The sequence below is a fragment of the Candidatus Magnetominusculus xianensis genome (assembly GCA_001541255.1).
Taxonomy (GTDB): domain Bacteria; phylum Nitrospirota; class Thermodesulfovibrionia; order Thermodesulfovibrionales; family Magnetobacteriaceae; genus Magnetominusculus; species Magnetominusculus xianensis.
Genome location: LNQR01000070.1, coordinates 43,623 through 61,319 on the forward strand (window position 1 = coordinate 43,623; position 17,697 = coordinate 61,319).

Below are 17,697 nucleotides of genomic sequence, written 5' to 3' on the forward strand. Positions count from 1 at the left end.
ATATTTATCCGATAAAGTCTTTAGTATGATGGAAGTGATGATAGATGGAAAAAAGGCTCCCCGGCTGAATAAGGGGTTGAATATGAAGATTGACAAATCGGGAGTATTAGGGTTGGCTGCGATATTAGCGGCAAAGACAATTAGAAAAATAAAATATAACGGGAGGTATCCGTGGCTTTCGTAATTAACACAAATATTATGTCGATAAATGCGCAGAGAAATCTTATGATGACTCAACAGCCTTTGAGCCAGGCGATGCAGAGGTTGTCATCCGGCTTTAGAATCAACAGTGCAGCGGACGACGCGGCTGGCCTTGCCATTGCTACAAGAATGGATTCGCAGACAAGGGGTCTTAATGTAGCGATAAGAGATGCAAACGATGGTTTGTCTATGGTGCAGACGGCTGAGGGTTCATTAGGGCAGATCACCAGCGACTTGCAGAGAATGAGAGAACTCTCTGTTCAGGCCATGAGCGGGCAGTATGGCGCAAGCGACATAGGGTCTATGCAGATGGAAATAAACGCCCTAGTTGAGGACATCGGACGAATCGCTGAACAGACGACATTCAACAACAAGCAGCTTCTTGCTGGCACATTTCAGTCGAGCCTTGCAGTAAGTTATAATGCCACAGACTCGCAGATACACATCAATCTTGCTTCTGCAAACACAGACTCATTAGGCGGTGAAATATTTACATCAACAGGCAAAAACGGTGAGTTCCTTTATTTGAGGGACCTGCACACGGCCTCATCAACCGGGGTTCAGGGCGTTGGAGACGGCACATGGGTAACTGGAGCAGGGGCGCCATATGCGTATAGCTATACATCAAGATCAGCTATTACATATAGCGGTCGGTCGTCGCTGCTGATTAATGACTCTACCACTGTTTCTGGCTTTGCTTCGCGTGCCTCAAACGCCATAGCGATAATAGACGGGGCGCTGGCAAAGGTTACAAGCGAGAGGGCAGGAATGGGTGCGAAGGCCAACCAGCTTAACGCCGTAATATTTAACCTGGCTAACGTAGTGGAGACTACGATGGCCGCTCGTTCAAGAATTATGGATGCTGACTTCGCGGCAGAAACAGCAAACATGACAAAGTCCATGATATTACAACAGTCTGGTATCTCAGTGCTGTCGCAGGCAAACACCACGCCTCAAAACGCGCTTGCACTGTTAAAATAAAAGAAGCATTAAAGTTTATCGTGTAACGTCCGATAAGTATATAAGGTTCGGATGGAGTAAATGACCGGAGAGCCGGAGAGCCGGAGAGAAAGGGGTAAGCACCCCATGAAGGGGTGGTTTACCACAGCAGGAAGGTAGGCAGGAAGGTAGTAGGAGCAGGTAGTACGAGTGAAAAATAGCGGGAAGCTATTTTAGACTAAAATGAGTAATATTACATGGAGGTAGAAGACATGGCAATGGTAATCAACACAAACATGCAGTCAATCAACGCGCAGAGGAATCTTATGCTGACACAGGGTCCTTTGCAGCAGGCTATGGAGAGGTTATCCTCAGGTCTGAGAATCAATTCAGCGGCAGACGATGCGGCAGGCTTGGCAATAGCGACAAGAATGACTTCTCAGACAAGGGGTCTGAATGTTGCTATAAGGAACGCTAACGATGGTTTGTCGATGGTGCAGACGGCTGAAGGCTCGTTGAGCCAGATGACATCTAATTTACAGAGAATGAGAGAACTAACGGTGCAGGCTACCAGCGGGCAGTACGGCGCTAGCGATGTAGGGGCTATGCAGATGGAAGTAAACTCACTTGTTGAGGACATTGGTAGAATCTCCGTTCAGACATCGTTCAACAACAAGAATCTCCTTGACGGCACATTCACCGCTGGTCTTGCAGTCAGCTATAATGCCAGTAACTCGCAGATTACCGTTAGCATAGGTTCGATGAACACGGATCTCCTGGGCGGGAATATCTTTACAGCTACCGGCAAAGATGGAGCGCTCCTTTATCTAAAGGATATCCACACGGCAACATCCGTCGGTGTGCAGGGCGTCGGAGACGGTGCATGGCAGTCTGGTGCAGGTGCGCCATACGCTTATAGCTATACTGCAAAAGCACAAATTACATATACCGGACAGGCCTCACTACTGATAAATGACTCAACCACAACTACCGGTTATGCATCGAGGGCCTCGAATGCTATAGCAATTATAGACGGGGCATTGGCCACCGTTACAAGCGCAAGGTCTGCAATGGGTGCGAAGGCGAACGCGTTTAACGCCGCTGTTGTAAATCTTTCAAACGTAGTAGAGACGACGACAGCTGCTAACTCAAGGATTATGGACGCCGACTTTGCGGCAGAGACAGCGAACCTGACAAGGTCTATGATATTACAGCAGTCAGGTATATCGGTATTGTCTCAGGCAAACACTCAACCACAAAATGTGCTTGCATTGCTGAAATAATTAAATAAGAGAATAAGGGGGAGGCTGTCTGCCTCCCCATATACTTGTTTAAGAAAGATTGTCAGCAAGGGGCGTGTGAGTGTTTGAAAGGAGGAAATGAAATATGGATATGAATGCTGTGAGTACATACGCAGGCAATGTAGCGTTGGCATCAGTTGCTGGAAAGCAGCCTGACAATACTCAATATGACAACAACGGGGGTGCTCAGCCAGAGACAACAGCTCAAGCCAGCACCATGTCGCAGCAACAGTCTGTAGAGCCAAGGCAGGAGACTGCCGGTAACAAGGCTGATACAAAGAACGTGGAAACGCAATCGGCAGACGGAAAGGCTTTCTTTGCCATTGACGATGACAAAAACGTAGTAATAAAGGTTACCGACTCTGCCGGTAAGGTGGTTCGGCAGATACCTGCTGAAGATTATTTAAAGATGGTGAAGGTACTTGACGAAAATGCAAAGAGCCTTTTACAATCAAATATAGGGAATAACCTGTACCACAAGGAGGCTTGATATGGCTGATACAACGACTACGTCCGCAGCAGCTTCGTCATCGGCAAGCATGACGCCTGTAGCGCTTTCGACGGGACCTTATTCAGGGCTGAATACCGATACTATAATCAATGCTATTATGATGATAGACCAGCTGCCCTATAACAATCTCGTCAAGAAGGCGGCCAGTTACAGTAATGAAATAAGCGCCTTTGGGCAGATTTCATCAAGCCTTGCAGCGCTTAAGACGGCTGTTGCCGGACTTACGTCAACAAATATCAGCACACTTACAGCCACATCTTCAAATCAAAACGTCATGACAGCCACAGCCTCTACCAAGGCTTCACCTGGAAGCTATGAAATAAAGGTAAACCAGTTGGCACAGGAGGAGAAGGTTATTTCGTATGCATACGCAACCGATACCGGTGTAACGTTCAAAACTGGGACACTAACCGTTGGTAACGCCGGTCATACCACAGATATAGCTATTGATCGTACTAACAACACCCTCACGGGCATAAGAGATGCTATAAACAAGAGCGCCACCGATGTTAGTGCTTCGATAATTAACGATGGCACAGGCTATAGACTTATTATAAGCACTAAAAACGGTGGCGCAATAAACGGGCTGCAAGTAACCGGTTCAAGTGACGGCCCAGTCGGGGAGGAGTTAAGCGATCTTAGTTATGCTGGCTCTAATACCAGCACAATGACACTCCTTCAGACAGGCTCAGACGCATCATTTACCGTTGACGGCCTTACAATTACAAGCCATTCAAACACGGTAGCAAATGTTCTTAAAGGTGTAACTCTGAATTTACAGAGCGCTACTTCCCCTACACGTGTAATGTTGAACATAGGGCAGAATTCACCATCGAGCTCCACCGGCATGACCGCCTTTGTCAAGGCATACAATGATGTATTAACCCAATTGGATAAAGTGTCGGCAAAAGGGGAACCCCTAAACACCAACTCAACAGTAACCATGATTAGAAACGCCTTAAGAACAATGACAACGAAATATTTTAATAACGCTACTTCCATGCTTGCCCAGTATGGGGTAAACCACCTGAAAGATGGTACACTGCAAATTGATACCGCAGCAATGGACAAGGCCCTAAGCTATAACCGGACTGGATTTAACAAACTCCTCGATGCCTTTTCCTATCAGTTCAACAGCGCCTCGGCATATGGGATGCTTGGGAGTCTTATTAGCAACACGATAGCTAATGTTACGGGTAATCTGAAAACAAATATCTCGCGTATTCAAGTGCAAGAGGCAGACATGCAGCGGCAGCTTGACCAAAAGAAGGCTGCATATCAGAAGAAGTTTGCACGCCTTGAAGCTACTATTGCACAGTTACAGACTCAAGGCTCCAGCATACGTTCGACTTCAAGCGGCAGTACCACCGGAACGACTACAAATTTAACGACATAACCATAACAGGAGGGTAGTAGTGACAAACCCGGCATATGCAAAAAATGCTTATATAAGCACAGATATAAATAATTTGTCTCCGCTTGACCTCGTGATAAAGCTCTACGACGGGGCTATAGGGTTTTTGTCGAAGGCAGTTTTTAGCATAGAGAAAAAGAACAGACCGATGAAAATCCAATATCTCAACAAGACAAGGGCTATAGTAGAAGAGCTGATGAGTTCGCTTGATATGGAGGTAGGCGGCGAGGTAGCTGTTAATTTGCATGACCTCTATACATATATGCTCCTTGAGCTTACAAGGATAAACTCTACCGATTCAGTCGATAAGATATATCACATACAGGAGCTTCTGCGGACGCTTAAAAGCGCGTGGGTTGAGGTCAAGGCAATCGTGCCGCAATCCCCGGCTACGCTGCGCCAACATGCAAGTATTCACTGAAAAGCAAGAGACCGCTATTGTTGATGGCTATATTAAATAGATTTTACTATCTCGGCGGCAATATCTATAAGCGGTGCGATTTTGTCTGCGATCCCCGCGTCCACTACGGCCTTCGGCATCCCATACACCACGCATGAGTGTTCGTTCTGGGCTAATGTCCTGCCGCCGGAGTCATGTATTGCCTTCATCCCCTGAAGGCCGTCATTGCCCATGCCTGTGAGGATAACGCCAAGACACGCCCCAGGGTTTACCTCTGCAACAGATAACATCATCACATCCACCGAGGGTTTATATATATATCCGGCTTTATCTGTTATGTTTACTATCCTGTCGGCTCCCTTTTTTACCAGGCTCATGTGGCCGGTGCCGGGGGCTATATATACTATGCCGTTTTCTATCTTCTCGCCTTGTTTGGCCTCTTTTACCTGCATTTGGCTCAACTGATTCAGGCGCTCTGCAAACGGGCCGGTAAATGTCGCTGGCATATGCTGTGAGATAACAACTGGCACAGGGAAATCCTTCGGCAGCAAGGGTATCACCGTCTGAAGCGCCTTCGGGCCGCCGGTTGATGTCCCTATCGCAACAATCTCAATCTTCTTTGACGACATATTTTTCGCTATATTTTTCACTGGCCTTGCCTGATTCACAGTAGTTGGAGGTGTCTGTATCTGTTGAATTGAGGATATGAACTGGCTGTCTGTCAATTTCTTTTTTTTGCCGCCAATTTGTTTTAACTTGTCCGTAAGTATCTGCTTTATGTTCATTATGTTTATAGATAGTTCAGAGAGATTCTTTGGAATAAAATCAACAGCGCCAAGCTCTAATGCCTTAAGTGTCGTATTTGCCCCCTCTACAGTTAACGAACTTATCATTATTACCGCAACAGGGCACCTCTTCATTATCTGTTCAAGCGCCTCCAGTCCGTCCATTCGCGGCATCTTTATATCCATCGTTACGATGTCCGGCTTCAGTGTTAAAACCTTCTCTATTGCCTCTACGCCGTCGCAGGCAACGCCTACTACCTGTAGTTCATTGTCGGAGGCAACCATGCTCTTAATGGCATTTCTCATAAATGCCGAATCGTCAACTATCAGTACCTTTATCTTATCCATAGGTTAATTATGCAGGTCCCCTACGAACATCACAGCCGGGTCAAGGATTAATACTACCTTGCCGTCTCCTGTTATTGTCGCTCCGGCTATGCCTTCAGAGCTGCTTGAGAAACCTTCTATCGATTTTATCACGACCTCTTCCTGTCCAAATAGTTTATCGACCATCATGCCGAATTTCTTCTCTCCTATCACAATCACTACAAGGTACATCTTATTACCGCCGTTTGCCGACGCCGTTGGGATAAAGAACTTGTTCGCCAGTCTGTGTACCGGCACTATCTCATTTCTCAGGATTACAGTCTCCTGACCCCTTATTGTCTTTATGTTGGACTGGTCTATTCGTACAGTTTCAACAACTGATGCAAGCGGCACTGCATACACCTCGGTGCCGACACCAACCATCAGCGCCTGTATTATTGCAAGTGTCAGGGGCAGCCGCAGAAGGAACTTCGACCCTTTCCCCTTTTCTGTCTCAATTGTAATAGTGCCGTTTAATTTTGAGATATTTGTCTTGACGACATCCATTCCTACGCCGCGCCCCGACACGTCCGAGACAACCTTCGCCGTCGAGAATCCAGGCAGAAATATATAGTCCAGGATTTCCTTTGTCGATAACCTCTCAAGCTCATCAGGTGTTCCCAAACCCTTTTCAACAATTTTTCCCTTGAGCATCTCCACGTCTATTCCCTTGCCGTCGTCCTCTATCGAGAGTACTATGTTATTACCCTCCTGATAGGCCGACAATAGCACCGTGCCGCCTCGTGGCTTGCCTTCTGCCTCTCTTACTTCAGGCATTTCTATACCGTGGTCTACGGAGTTTCTGACTAAGTGAACCAGCGGGTCTCCAATCTCCTCAATTATTGATTTGTCAAGTTCTGTCTCCTCGCCGGATAGATTCAGCTCTACGTCTTTTTTCAAAGACCGGGCCAGGTCTCTTACCATGCGTGGGAATTTATTAAATACCTTTCTGACCGGCTGCATTCTTGTCTTCATCACCGCCAGTTGAAGGTCTGTTGTAATCAGATTTATAAATGCCGTCAACTCGGCAAGCGGGGCTACGTCTGCATTGTCCGTATACTTTAGTTCAAGGTTAGAGACGACTTTCATCAGTCTGTTCCTTGCAAGCACAAGTTCTCCGACCAGATTCAACACATTGTCTAGTCTTTCGACATCCACCCTGATTGTCTGCTCTAACTGCGGTGGTTTCTCTTTTTCAGCCTGCGGTTGTTTAGTCAGCGCCTTTTTAACTTCCTCTTTTGAGACCTTGTCCGTTGCTGTTAATATATCGCCAACCTTTGGGACTTCGCCCACGTCAACGGATTCTTTAATTATAGTCTGTATTTTCAGGGCGTCTTCGACTTCATCAGTTGTGACTGCCCCATTTTCAACAAGGATTTCACCTACCGGCTTGAGCATCTGGTTGCTTTGCGCCTCCATTAGTGCATCAAGCTCTTCAATTGAGGGGCCGCTGCTGGCTGCTGCTGCGTCATCTGGCGCGGGTTCCTCTGCTGGCACTACCTGTTCTGGGGGCGCTTGAAGTGTCGGTGGGGGTTCTGCCGCTGCCGGTGCCCCTGCCTGTTCATATACACCCTGAAGCATTGCAAGTATATCAGTAAGGTCCTCTTCTATTCCATCTTTTGCCTTTATATGCTCAAGCAGCACCTTTACCATGTCTATTGACCCCAGGATAACGTCCATTACGGCAGGGGTTAATGGTATATCGCCGTCTTTTATTTTTTTCAATACGCTTTCGGTTATATGGGTCAGTTGTACCATTTGGTTAAAGCCTAAAAATCCCGAAGCGCCCTTTATTGTATGCACGGAGCGAAATATGCCGTTTACCAGGTCTTGATTGTCCTTGTCGTTTTCCAACTCCACAAACTTCTGGCTGAGGTCTTCGACAATTTCTGTTGTCTCAATCAAAAAGTCGTTTATTATTTCATCCATTTCATCGGACATAATTCCCTCCCTATCTCCATAAATTGTATGCGGTCATTTTTTACCTTTCTCTAAAATCCGAACTCTGCCAGCATGGCGTCTACATCTTCCTGGGCAGTAAACACCACCTCCTCAGCCTGCGGCGCTGCTGCGGGTTTGGCAGGGGTTTCACTCTTCACTCCGAACATCAATATGAGCTTTACAAGCTGACTCTCAAGCTCTCTGACAAGCGTTATGACCTTTCTCAGTATCTGTCCCGTAATGTCCTGAAACTCCTGGGCAAGCATGATCTCCAAAAAGTCCTCACTTACCTCGTTTAACTCAAGCTTCATGAAGTCAAACGTGCCCTTCCCAGCCCCAGGTACATTCATCTCGAACTGCTCATCCAGCATTTCGAGTTTCTCATGCATGGCAGATATTTTAGCCTGATTTTTCTCCGCTATAGCTATCGTCTTTGAAGCGGCGTCCTCTGTTTTCGATATAACCCACTCGAGTTTGTCCTGTGCGTCTGGGGAGCCTTCCTCACCTGTAACACCCAGACCAAGGTCCAGTAACCTCTTAAACTCACCTAGTGAGTCGTGAAGATTGCGCGTCATCCTGCCAATCTTCGAGAACATCTCCTTGTTTCCAAAGCGTGACAGCTCATCAATTGCCTTCTCCGCCTCTTCGACGTCAGCCGAGGCGAATGCCCCTAACAGCCTCTGAACGTCGGCCATTATCTTTTCAACTGCGCTGTTGTCGATACCTTTAGTCGCCGCGGTCTTCACGAACGACTCCCTTACCTCTTTTACAAAGAACTCCCCTCCGATTGTCATCACCCTTTTAGTGACTATCGTGGTGCCGTCTAAGGTCTCCTCGCTGCTTACTATATCGTCTTCCAGCAAGGAGCTGTCCTCGAGGGCCAGCAGTTTCGGGAAGTCCAGCATGATTACCATCTTTCCGTCGTTCATCTTGGCGATGCCGCTTACGCAGCTGCTTTCCGTTCCGCTTACATAGGGTATATCAGTCTTAACCATATCCCTTTCTATATTTCTTACACCTGTTATCGCGCCTACCTTTATCCCAAAGGTTATCTTGCCAAGATTCATGACTATTACATTGCCCGTATTTGGCGAGTCTTCATAGCTAAGGCCCAGCCTGTCCCTGAGATTAATCACAGAGATGGTCTTCCCTCTCAGGTTTAATATCCCTGATACGTTAACCGGCGTCTGCGGCAGCCTGGTAACTTGCGAGGGTTTCATTATCTCCTGCACCCTTACTATCGGGATTACGTACTCTTCCTTTCCTAGGTTGAACCCTATATACTGGCCCATCTTAATATGCCTCGCCTCCGTCTACGGGCTATTTACTGAATATCTTGTCCAGCTTTTGCTTTAGTACGTCCGAGGTGAAGGGTTTCATTACATAGTTGTTTACGCCTGCCTTGATTGCCTCAACTACCTGCTCCTTCTCCGCCTCTGCCGTTACCATAAGCACCGGCATTGCCTTTAAGTTCGGGTCTGAGCGCACCATTTTTAACAGCTCAAGTCCCGTGCAGTTAGGCATATTCCAGTCGGTTATAAGGAAGTCGAACTTTCCGGTTTGCAGTTTTTTAAACGCCTGCTCTCCATCTTCGGCCTCTTCTACTTCGTTCATTCCGAGCTGCTTGAGAATGTTTTTTATTATCCTTCTCATTGTTGCAAAATCGTCCACTACCAGTATCTTCATTGCAGTGTTGTACGCCATACTATTTGCCCTCCTGTTGTTTTTTAATGAGTAACATTTGTTTTATCATCGTGTCAACCGACTCAGATGACACGGGTTTGACCATATATGCGTTTATGCCTGCGTCTGCGGCCTTTTTCTTTTCTTCGTCATCGTTTTCAGTAGATAACATCAATATCGGTATCGACTGAAACGACGGGTCGTTTTTCAGTGTCTTTGTCAACTCTATCCCGTCCATATATGGCATATTCAGGTCTGTCATGATTATGTCAACCTCATTCGACGCCAGTTTCTCTATTGCATCGACGCCGTTTTCTGCAAACACCGGCTCGTGTCCCTTTCCCTTCAGATACAGACCCAGTATCTTTCTGGTCGTCTTGTCGTCGTCTACTACCATGATTTTCATAATTCCCCCAGTGCGCCTTCTCCCCCTCATCGTTGGTCATATAATCAGGCCTTTTGATATACCACAGTTTTGTCGATAACTGCTGGCCTTAATAATCTCGTTATATCGTGAAGGCTCTCTGCCATTCCTATAAACAGGCAGCCGCCAGGTCTCAGCGCCTCATAGAGATTCTCTATCACCTTTATCTTCGCCTTCTTATCAAAGTATATTAGCACGTTTCTGCAAAATATAGCGTCAATATCTCTTATGGTCTTTATTCTTTTTTCATCCAATAGATTTATCTGTGAGAATTTCACCCGTGACCTGATAGTTGGACTCAGCAGATGGTTAGAGGTGCCGTTGCGTGTAAAATATTTCTTTAAATAGATATCCGGCACATTTCTCATTGCGTACTGTCCGTATGTTGCAGTCTGTGCCTTTTGCAGCACGGAGTCGCTTATGTCCGAGGCCAGTATCTCAAACTTAACACTGTTTGTCTGTGGATTTTCCATCAACATCATTGCCAGCGTGTATGGCTCCTCACCGGTTGAGCTGGCCGCACACCATACCTTTAAGGCCGGTGGTTTTCTTTTGGCGATTAACTTCGGCGCCTCACACTTTACAAATACCTCAAGCTGTTTTATCTCTCTGAAGAAAAATGTCTCATTCGTCGTTATCTTATCGAAGAGTACCTTCATCTCTTCTTTGTCGTTGCTCAGTTTCAACAGATATAAATAGTCGTCGTAGCTGGTCAGATTTTTCTCCTCAAGCCTCTTGCCCAGCCTGTTTTCAATAAAATATTTTTTTGAGTCAGGGATAAATATCCCGCTCTTTTCATATATGAAATCCCTGAATTTCTTAAATGTCTCATCCTTTAGTACCGTCATAGGCTATGAATAGTCTCCTCTATCCTTGCCCTTATAGTTTCGTCGGCATGACTGCGCAATTCGGTTATCATATCATGTGACTTCATGCCTTTAAGCTCTGCTATGGCGTCAATCGTTACCATAACTACGAGTATCTCTTCGTCTTTGAGCATCGTGTATAATTGGTCAATGTACTTATATCCACCCAGCGCTGCCAGTGCCTTTATCGTGTGAATTCTCACCCATATGTCCATGTCGTGTAATGCTTGCAGCATTGCCTCAGAGACCTCGCCCCTTTGGGCAAGCCCCAGTATGGCTGTCTTTCTTACCTCAGGATTGGGGTCGCTTAGGGCTGTCTCCATTCTTGCCGCTACCATACGGGATATGTTCTCATCAGGGTGCAGCGATGAGAGCCTCTTCATGGCTGCAATTCGCAGGTCTTCGTCCTCGCTTAACGCTATCTTTAATAAAACCTCTTCGTTTGAGGCGTATCTGGCGATATATCTCTTGAGCTTTTTGGGATAAAAGTCCAGGCCATTTAAGAACTTGCTTGAGTCCATCCCTATGAGGGCCTTTACTGACTCATCAATTACATCTTCGCATTTTTCACTATCAAGAAGCTCTAATAACGGGTAAAAGGCCTTCTTATTTCCAAGTTTTCTCAGTGCATAGACCACCTGTTTTTTCACATGACAGTCATCATCCTTCAGGGCTTCTATGAGCGTGTCAACAGCACTCTCATCTGCTATTTCAACCAGCGCCTTTGCCGCCCCCCGTCTGATATCCCTGTATGAGCCGCGAAGCAGTTCTATGAGCCGGGCTGCCGCCTCTCTACAGTGAAGCGTTCCAAGCAGCTCGACCAGCAATGCCTCACCGCGGCTTTTTAACCGCCCCTCACCCAATATTTTTAACAACCCGTCACAGTCTGCTATCTCCGTTACAACTGCCTTAATTTTTTCATAATACTCTGCGTCATCCATGTTGGACGTATCTATAGAGCCGGCGGCGTCAAGCAGCCCTTCAACTGCCCTTTTCTCGCGCACCATTCTAAGGCCCTCAACAGCCGTCATTTTTTCTTCCCAATCGCCGCTTTTGAATAACTCCATGAGCTGCGGCCCCAAATATTCCATATCCGGGTCTATCCCCAAAGTAACAAGGCTCTTTAAGGCCGCTTTTTTGACCATGCCTGAATAGTCACTGTCCTTGCTGCGATGTAATGTGTCTTGCAGACATCCGATTAATACTTTTTTCGAGTCTTCTGAGTGTATCTTCCCCAGTGTCTCTAGTGCAGAGAACTGAAGCACGCTTGTGCCGATTTTGCAGACATTGTCAATTGCCGCCACTGCCCCCGCGCTGCCAATCTCCCCAAGCGCTTCAAGGGCGGAAAACGCCACCCATTCCTCGTCTTTTAGCGCCTCCTCAATGTACGATATCGCGCCTTCGGCCTTCAACAAACCAAGCGTGCGGCACGCGGCTGCCCTGACGTTTGGGTTTGGGTCTTTTAGTGCGGGCAGGATTTTATCTATCTCTGCGCCAACGGCTATATCGCCAAGCAGGTCGAGGGCGAATTTCCTGATATCGTCGTCCTTGTCATATAATAAATCATAAAGCAGGGGGACTGTGCTTGCGCCAATGTCCTTTAGGATTAAAAGCGCCACGTTTCTCTGTACTGCGCCCTTTCTCAGCACCGGCAGCAGCATATATGAGGCTGCCTCCCCCCCAATTGCTAATATTGACTGCATGGCGGCGTCAATAACGGCTGAATTTTCGTCCGACAAGAGCTTAATCAGTGGATACAGCGCCCTTTCGTCTGTCTCACCAAGGGCGGTTGCGGCTTGCCGCCGTCGTGATACATCGGGGTGCGATATATCTTTTATTAATTTATCGTATTTTTTTGTCCGTGCCATATTTATTATCGTCGGCTTTTATATCAAGCCTCTATTATACCATTTTTTCCATTAATAATAAAATGCCTGTTGTCATATTGTCCAACTTATATTCCAATTCCGGCCTTCAACTTTCCCTTTAATCTCAGTATAGCCTGGCTGTGAAGCTGGCACACTCGGCCCTCAGACAGGCTTAACACCTTGCCTATTTCCTTCATCGTTAGTTCGTCCCAGTAGTACAGGGAAAGCACCATTTTCTCCTTCTTGGGAAGCGCTGCTATCAGGGCGGCAAGCAGCTCCTTTTGAGAGGCGTCAACAAGCTGTCTCAGCGGGTCGCGTGTTGTGTCATCGGGGATATTGTCCATTAAGTTCATATCGCCAGCGTTGTCCGCACCTGAGCCGAAATCCTCAAACCTGAGCGTGATAACAGAATCGGCATCTTTGAGTATCTTGAAGTAATCGTCAAGGGATATGTTCAGGCTCTTGGCCACCTCTTCACCGTCAGGGGGTCTGCACAGTTCCTTCTCGAGCTTTACGCAGGCGTCCTTCAGTTCGTTGACCTTCTCTTTCAGCGACCTCGAGGATGTGTCAAATGCCCTGATTTCATCCAGCATAGCGCCCTTGATTCTGAACTCGGCATAGGTCTTTAGTTTTGCCCTCGTCTGGTCATAGTTGTCCAGTGAGTCCAGAAGCCCGATAACCCCAACGCTTATTAAATCGTCTGAGGTTAACTGCGGGGGCAGCCTGTGTGACAGCCTGAATGCCGTATATTTTATAAAAGGAAGGAAGTCTTTTATTACCTCTTCCTTCTTTTCATCTGATATTTCAGATTTATACTTCTTTGTTTCCACTTTTGCTTATCCCTCGGATGATGACGTAGAAAGCAGGTTACTGAAGAAAAACTGTATAGTGCCCTTAACAACAGGCTCCGTTCGGCTGAGTATTGTGACGGCTAAATCCATTATTTTCTTTGTGGCATTTGAGTTTGGGTAGGCGTCTATAAATGCCCGCTGATTCCTTACGGACATGCGGACTGCCTCGTCAAACGGTATAAATCCGACATAGTTTAACGATATGTTGAGAAACTTGTCTGCCGCTGTTGAGAGCCTTTTAAATACCTCCTTTGCCTCGGAAGCACTCTTTACGGAATTTACCAGCACACTGAACGCCTTCTCCTGATACCTTGTATAGAGTACTTTTATGAGGGCATAGGCGTCGGTCATTGCCGTTGGCTCAGGCGATGTGACGATGATTATCTCCTGGGCGGCTATGCAGAAAAAGGCCACATTGTCAGATATGCCTGCCGCCGTATCTATCAACAGAACGTCTATGTCTTCATCAAAGGACTCAAACTCCTCAAGGAGACGCAGCCTCTGGAACTCATCCAGTACTGTCAGCTCCTGCACGCCGGATGTGGCAGGCAGGATAAGTATCCCGTGCGGGCCTGTTACGATTATATCCTTGAGCGGCATTTCCCCGCTGATCACATTTTGTATGTTGTACTCAGGCGCCAACTGCAGCAGCACATCTATGTTACTAAGCCCCAGGTCAGCGTCAAGAATCAACACATTTTTACCCATCTTTTTCATAGCTATGGCCAGGTTTGCAACCACGTTGGTCTTGCCGACCCCGCCCTTGCCGCTGGCCACGGCTATGGTCATTATATGCTTTTTCTTTGCGCGCCCGTCATTTAACATCTATAACACTCCTTCTTTAAGATAAGGCCTGCCATACCCTCTACCGCTGTGAAGTCTATGTCATCAGGGACTTTTTGCCCCGTCGTTACGTATGCCACCGGTTTGCTGTACATCATCAGGAGGTTATAGAGCGCGCCGTATCTTACTGCCTCGTCAACCTTTGTAAAGCCAATGTAGTTAACCGGCACGGTTCTGTAGTACCTGTATGCCTCGGACATGAATTCGCCGTCGCTGTTAGCGCTCATCAACAGATGTGTTTCCAGTGGCACCTCTGTTTCGCATATCTCGTTGATGCTGTCGAGGTAGTCGTTGTCTTTGGGGTTTCTGCCCGTTGTGTCAATGTAAATAATGTCTTTCGTCTCGGCGAATCTCAACAGCGATGTCTTCAGCTCAGTCGGTGTGGATACGACGGCAAGCGGTATGCCCAGTATTCTTGCATATATGCGTACCTGCTCCACTGCCCCTATTCTGTATGTGTCATAGTTAATAATGGCCGTCTTTTTGCCCTCTTTTATGGAATGAGCGGCCAGCTTTGCTACAGTCGTTGTCTTTCCAACTCCGGTAGGGCCTATTAACATTACCGCCTTCATATCGGTCTCAGCCTTCTTTACCTTTATATGGGATGATATGATGGGCAGTATGTCCTGAACCTCTTTTGCCTTTTCACATAACAGGATGGCGTACTCGTCCTGAATTGAGCGTTCCCTCAGATAACTAAGTATGGCCTTTTTCTTTGGCGGCATGGACATCTCAAAGCCCATGTTTTTCATATCCTCGATGGTCTCTCTGAGCTGCTCTATCTCTGATGATATGTTTAAAGCCATACTGCTTATAACGCTGGTAATGCTGTGCGTGGCCTCCGGCGCCTGCGATTCTGTCTTTGCGGCAGACGGTGAATTTGCTGCTGCTGGTTTTTTAACGATTTCAACAGGGAGTTCCTGTGCCGCTTGTTTAAACAGGCCCCCGCCGGTTGAGACCTTTTGCTTTGGCTGAAAAATAGATTTAAGCGATACGGCGTCTTTTGCCTCTTCTGCTTTTCCGGCTGTGGTGTTAAACATCCTTATGTTGTTTTGGAGCTTCTCTGTGGACTTGTTGTTTGGCCTGGACTTTTGCATGTCGTAGTCAACGGCGGCTGTAACTTCAACTCCGCAGTCACCTTCCTCAGTGGACAGGATAATTGCGTCGTCACTCAGTTCTTTTTTTACCATTATCAGTGCTTCTGCAAAACTTTTTGCCTGAAACTTTTTAATCTTCATATCTCACTACCCCCAGTGTAAAGAGTTTACCGGCAGCTGAAATCTCGGCGTTTGACAGCACGATGACTGACGGCAGGAATTTCTCCATTAATTTTTTAATATGCCTTCTAACCTGAGCGCTGGTTAAGACTATCGGCTGTACCCCTCTGTAGCTCTCACTTTCTATCAATGTCTCCAATCCCTTGACCATTTTACTGACGATGTTAGGGCTTATGGCATCGCCGGTTTGGAGGCTCCTCAGCAGCATGTTTTCGTACTTCTGGTCGAGTGTAAACACCGGTATTGAGCCGTCTGGCGCGGCATACTGCTTTGTTATGTGCCTGCTCAGGGCCTGTCTGGCGAACTCTGTCAGCACTTCAGGGTCCTTCATCTGCGGGCCGTAGTCTAAAATGGTCTCAAGTATGGCCATAACGTCATTAATCGGCACACGTTCTCTAAGCAGACTTTGCATTACACGCTGCACGTTGCCTAGCGTGGTGATGGACATAAGCTCTTCCACTATCTTTGGGTAGCTCTTTGACACGCTGTCAAGGATGTTTTGTACCTCGCTTCTTGAGAGCAGCTCCCAGCAGTGCTTTCTTATCAGCTCTGTCAAATGTGTGGCTATGACCGTTGCATTGTCAACGACCATATAGCCTGAAAGCTGTGCCTCTTCTACCCTTGAGGGCTCAACCCATAATGCAGGCAGACCGAATGCAGGCTCCTTTGCCGGTATACCTTCAATGGGCTGCGTATCTTCAGAGGCAACGGCAAGATAATTGCCCATCATTATTTCATATTTTGCCACCTCAATACCCTTTAATGAGAAGCTGTACTCATGCGGGCGAAGCTGCAAGTTGTCTCTGATATGCACAGGGGGTATGACAAAGCCAATCTCTCTGGCCAGTTGCCTTCTCATGGACTTAATCTTGCTGAGCAGTTCTCCCTTTTGCTCTTCTACTATGGGGATAAGCCCGTAGCCGATTTCAAGCGTAAGAGGGTCTAACTCTGTAAAGGCCTCTATCTTTGGCTCCTCTGGCGGCGCTTCTGGCAGCAGTTGTTCAGCGGCCTCCTTTTTCCCAGCCGCTGTAATCACATAAGCAAGACCGGCTGCGCCCGCCGCGATTAACAGAAACGGCAGGTGCGGCAGCCCCGGCACTATGGCAAAAGCAAAGAGTATGCCCGATGTCGTATAGAGCGCCTTTGGATTTACTATAACCTGTTCGGATATGTCCTTTCCTAAGTCGGACTCCTTACCCGCGCGGCTGACTACAAGACCGGCAGCAGTGGAAATCAACAGAGCCGGGACCTGAGACACCAGGCCGTCACCAACCGACAGCACTGTGTATGTCTTAAGGGCGTCAACAATGGGCATACCCTTTTGCAGTACCCCTATGATTATACCGCCAAATATATTTATTGCCGTTATGATAAGCGCGGCAATGGCGTCGCCCCGGACGAATTTGCTAGCGCCGTCCATAGCGCCGTAGAAGTCTGCCTCCTGGGCTATAGATTCACGGCGCTTTCTTGCCCCTTTTTCGTCTATCAGACCGGCGTTGAGGTCGGCGTCTATGGCCATCTGCTTGCCTGGCATGGCGTCCAGTGTAAACCTCGCCGCCACTTCTGCGATTCTTCCAGAACCTTTTGTTATAACTACAAAGTTCACGATGATAAGTATTAAGAATATTATCAATCCTACGGCATAGTTACCGCCTATTACGAAATTTCCAAATGACTGGATAACCTGTCCGGCTGCCTCCGTTCCCTCGTGTCCATGTATCAGGATTAGCCGTGTAGTGGCAACGTTCAGCGAAAGCCTGTAGAGTGTGGTTATCAGGAGCATTGTCGGAAATACCGAGAAATCCAGAGGTTTTTGCACATATACGCTGATTATCACTATCACCACCGCTATGGATATAGACAGTGATAACAACAAATCCAGGAGAATCGGCGGCAGTGGTATGAGCATAACAACCAGGATGGCAACCACGCCTATGGAGACAAATATCTCCGCCCGTTTTCTTATCAACTGTAAAAAGTTTATGTTACCAATGTTTAGTGCCGTACTTACTGCCGCTTCTGCCATA

The 17,697-nt window shown here is 47.2% G+C and carries 17 protein-coding genes; 6 read left to right on the forward strand and 11 right to left on the reverse strand.

The genetic code is table 11. From position 1 onward, the window contains the following. Positions 1–37 precede the first annotated feature (37 nt). The 6 genes from ASN18_RS09985 (at position 38) to fliS (ending at position 4,787) form a co-directional block, all read left to right on the forward strand. Entirely contained in the window at positions 38–184 is a 147-nt protein-coding gene (locus tag ASN18_RS09985; protein WP_157072931.1) for a hypothetical protein, read from the forward strand. Next, positions 172–1,182, forward strand: coding sequence for a flagellin N-terminal helical domain-containing protein (locus tag ASN18_RS09990; protein ID WP_085052606.1), 1,011 nt, complete (start codon positions 172–174; stop codon positions 1,180–1,182). The genes ASN18_RS09985 and ASN18_RS09990 overlap by 13 nt, the downstream gene beginning before the upstream one ends. Positions 1,183–1,397: 215 nt before the next feature. After that, a complete protein-coding gene (locus ASN18_RS09995; protein WP_085052607.1) occupies positions 1,398–2,423 on the forward strand; it encodes a flagellin N-terminal helical domain-containing protein in 1,026 nt (341 codons plus the stop codon). Between the two features lie 103 nt (positions 2,424–2,526). Next, positions 2,527–2,931: a flagellar protein FlaG gene (locus tag ASN18_RS10000; protein WP_085052608.1), complete on the forward strand. Its 405-nt coding sequence runs from the start codon at positions 2,527–2,529 to the stop codon at positions 2,929–2,931. Between the two features lies 1 nt (position 2,932). Next, complete coding sequence (gene fliD / locus ASN18_RS10005; protein WP_085052609.1) at positions 2,933–4,348, forward strand: flagellar filament capping protein FliD; 1,416 nt, start codon at positions 2,933–2,935, stop codon at positions 4,346–4,348. 19 nt (positions 4,349–4,367) lie between these two features. Then, positions 4,368–4,787: a flagellar export chaperone FliS gene (gene fliS / locus ASN18_RS10010; RefSeq protein WP_085052610.1), complete on the forward strand. Its 420-nt coding sequence runs from the start codon at positions 4,368–4,370 to the stop codon at positions 4,785–4,787. 32 nt (positions 4,788–4,819) lie between these two features. Here fliS and ASN18_RS10015 read toward each other — a convergent pair whose 3' ends face one another. The 11 genes from ASN18_RS10015 to flhA all read right to left on the reverse strand — a co-directional run bounded on the left by ASN18_RS10015 (position 4,820) and on the right by flhA (position 17,696). Beyond that, entirely contained in the window at positions 4,820–5,899 is a 1,080-nt protein-coding gene (locus tag ASN18_RS10015) for a protein-glutamate methylesterase/protein-glutamine glutaminase (RefSeq protein ID WP_085052611.1), read from the reverse strand. Positions 5,900–5,902: 3 nt separating this feature from the next. Beyond that, entirely contained in the window at positions 5,903–7,858 is a 1,956-nt protein-coding gene (locus ASN18_RS10020) for a chemotaxis protein CheA (RefSeq protein ID WP_085052612.1), read from the reverse strand. A 50-nt stretch (positions 7,859–7,908) separates the two neighbouring features. Further along, a complete protein-coding gene (locus ASN18_RS10025; RefSeq protein ID WP_085052613.1) occupies positions 7,909–9,150 on the reverse strand; it encodes a protein phosphatase CheZ in 1,242 nt (413 codons plus the stop codon). A 28-nt stretch (positions 9,151–9,178) separates the two neighbouring features. Further along, positions 9,179–9,544: a chemotaxis response regulator CheY gene (locus ASN18_RS10030; RefSeq protein WP_085052692.1), complete on the reverse strand. Its 366-nt coding sequence runs from the start codon at positions 9,542–9,544 to the stop codon at positions 9,179–9,181. A 19-nt stretch (positions 9,545–9,563) separates the two neighbouring features. Continuing rightward, complete coding sequence (locus ASN18_RS10035) at positions 9,564–9,947, reverse strand: response regulator (RefSeq protein ID WP_236861657.1); 384 nt, start codon at positions 9,945–9,947, stop codon at positions 9,564–9,566. Positions 9,948–9,991: 44 nt separating this feature from the next. Continuing rightward, on the reverse strand, positions 9,992–10,813 hold the full coding sequence (locus ASN18_RS10040; protein ID WP_085052615.1) for a CheR family methyltransferase: 822 nt from the start codon (positions 10,811–10,813) through the stop codon (positions 9,992–9,994). Next, entirely contained in the window at positions 10,810–12,699 is a 1,890-nt protein-coding gene (locus ASN18_RS10045; RefSeq protein ID WP_085052616.1) for a HEAT repeat domain-containing protein, read from the reverse strand. Before ASN18_RS10045 ends, ASN18_RS10040 begins: the two co-directional genes overlap by 4 nt. Positions 12,700–12,785: 86 nt before the next feature. After that, positions 12,786–13,529 carry a FliA/WhiG family RNA polymerase sigma factor gene (locus ASN18_RS10050; RefSeq protein WP_085052617.1) on the reverse strand — a complete coding sequence of 248 codons (744 nt, stop codon included), beginning with the start codon at positions 13,527–13,529 and terminating at the stop codon, positions 12,786–12,788. 6 nt (positions 13,530–13,535) lie between these two features. Then, positions 13,536–14,375 carry a MinD/ParA family protein gene (locus ASN18_RS10055; protein WP_085052618.1) on the reverse strand — a complete coding sequence of 280 codons (840 nt, stop codon included), beginning with the start codon at positions 14,373–14,375 and terminating at the stop codon, positions 13,536–13,538. Further along, positions 14,369–15,631: a flagellar biosynthesis GTPase FlhF gene (gene flhF / locus ASN18_RS10060; RefSeq protein ID WP_085052619.1), complete on the reverse strand. Its 1,263-nt coding sequence runs from the start codon at positions 15,629–15,631 to the stop codon at positions 14,369–14,371. The genes ASN18_RS10055 and flhF overlap by 7 nt, the downstream gene beginning before the upstream one ends. Then, positions 15,621–17,696, reverse strand: coding sequence for a flagellar biosynthesis protein FlhA (gene flhA / locus ASN18_RS10065; protein WP_085052620.1), 2,076 nt, complete (start codon positions 17,694–17,696; stop codon positions 15,621–15,623). Before flhA ends, flhF begins: the two co-directional genes overlap by 11 nt. Position 17,697 lies beyond the last annotated feature (1 nt).

What these genes read in the sequence shown, in the direction of transcription:
- ASN18_RS09985 (WP_157072931.1), top strand. Translation starts at nt 38, where the DNA reads ATGATAGATGGAAAAAAGGCTCCCCGGCTGAATAAGGGGTTGAATATG.
- ASN18_RS09995 (WP_085052607.1), top strand. Translation starts at nt 1,398, where the DNA reads ATGGAGGTAGAAGACATGGCAATGGTAATCAACACAAACATGCAGTCA.
- ASN18_RS10000 (WP_085052608.1), top strand. Translation starts at nt 2,527, where the DNA reads ATGGATATGAATGCTGTGAGTACATACGCAGGCAATGTAGCGTTGGCA.
- fliD (WP_085052609.1), top strand. Translation starts at nt 2,933, where the DNA reads ATGGCTGATACAACGACTACGTCCGCAGCAGCTTCGTCATCGGCAAGC.
- ASN18_RS10015 (WP_085052611.1), bottom strand. Translation starts at nt 5,899, where the DNA reads ATGGATAAGATAAAGGTACTGATAGTTGACGATTCGGCATTTATGAGA.
- ASN18_RS10020 (WP_085052612.1), bottom strand. Translation starts at nt 7,858, where the DNA reads ATGTCCGATGAAATGGATGAAATAATAAACGACTTTTTGATTGAGACA.
- ASN18_RS10025 (WP_085052613.1), bottom strand. Translation starts at nt 9,150, where the DNA reads ATGGGCCAGTATATAGGGTTCAACCTAGGAAAGGAAGAGTACGTAATC.
- ASN18_RS10030 (WP_085052692.1), bottom strand. Translation starts at nt 9,544, where the DNA reads ATGAAGATACTGGTAGTGGACGATTTTGCAACAATGAGAAGGATAATA.
- ASN18_RS10035 (WP_236861657.1), bottom strand. Translation starts at nt 9,947, where the DNA reads ATGAAAATCATGGTAGTAGACGACGACAAGACGACCAGAAAGATACTG.
- ASN18_RS10040 (WP_085052615.1), bottom strand. Translation starts at nt 10,813, where the DNA reads ATGACGGTACTAAAGGATGAGACATTTAAGAAATTCAGGGATTTCATA.
- ASN18_RS10045 (WP_085052616.1), bottom strand. Translation starts at nt 12,699, where the DNA reads ATGGCACGGACAAAAAAATACGATAAATTAATAAAAGATATATCGCAC.
- ASN18_RS10055 (WP_085052618.1), bottom strand. Translation starts at nt 14,375, where the DNA reads ATGTTAAATGACGGGCGCGCAAAGAAAAAGCATATAATGACCATAGCC.
- flhF (WP_085052619.1), bottom strand. Translation starts at nt 15,631, where the DNA reads ATGAAGATTAAAAAGTTTCAGGCAAAAAGTTTTGCAGAAGCACTGATA.
- flhA (WP_085052620.1), bottom strand. Translation starts at nt 17,696, where the DNA reads ATGGCAGAAGCGGCAGTAAGTACGGCACTAAACATTGGTAACATAAAC.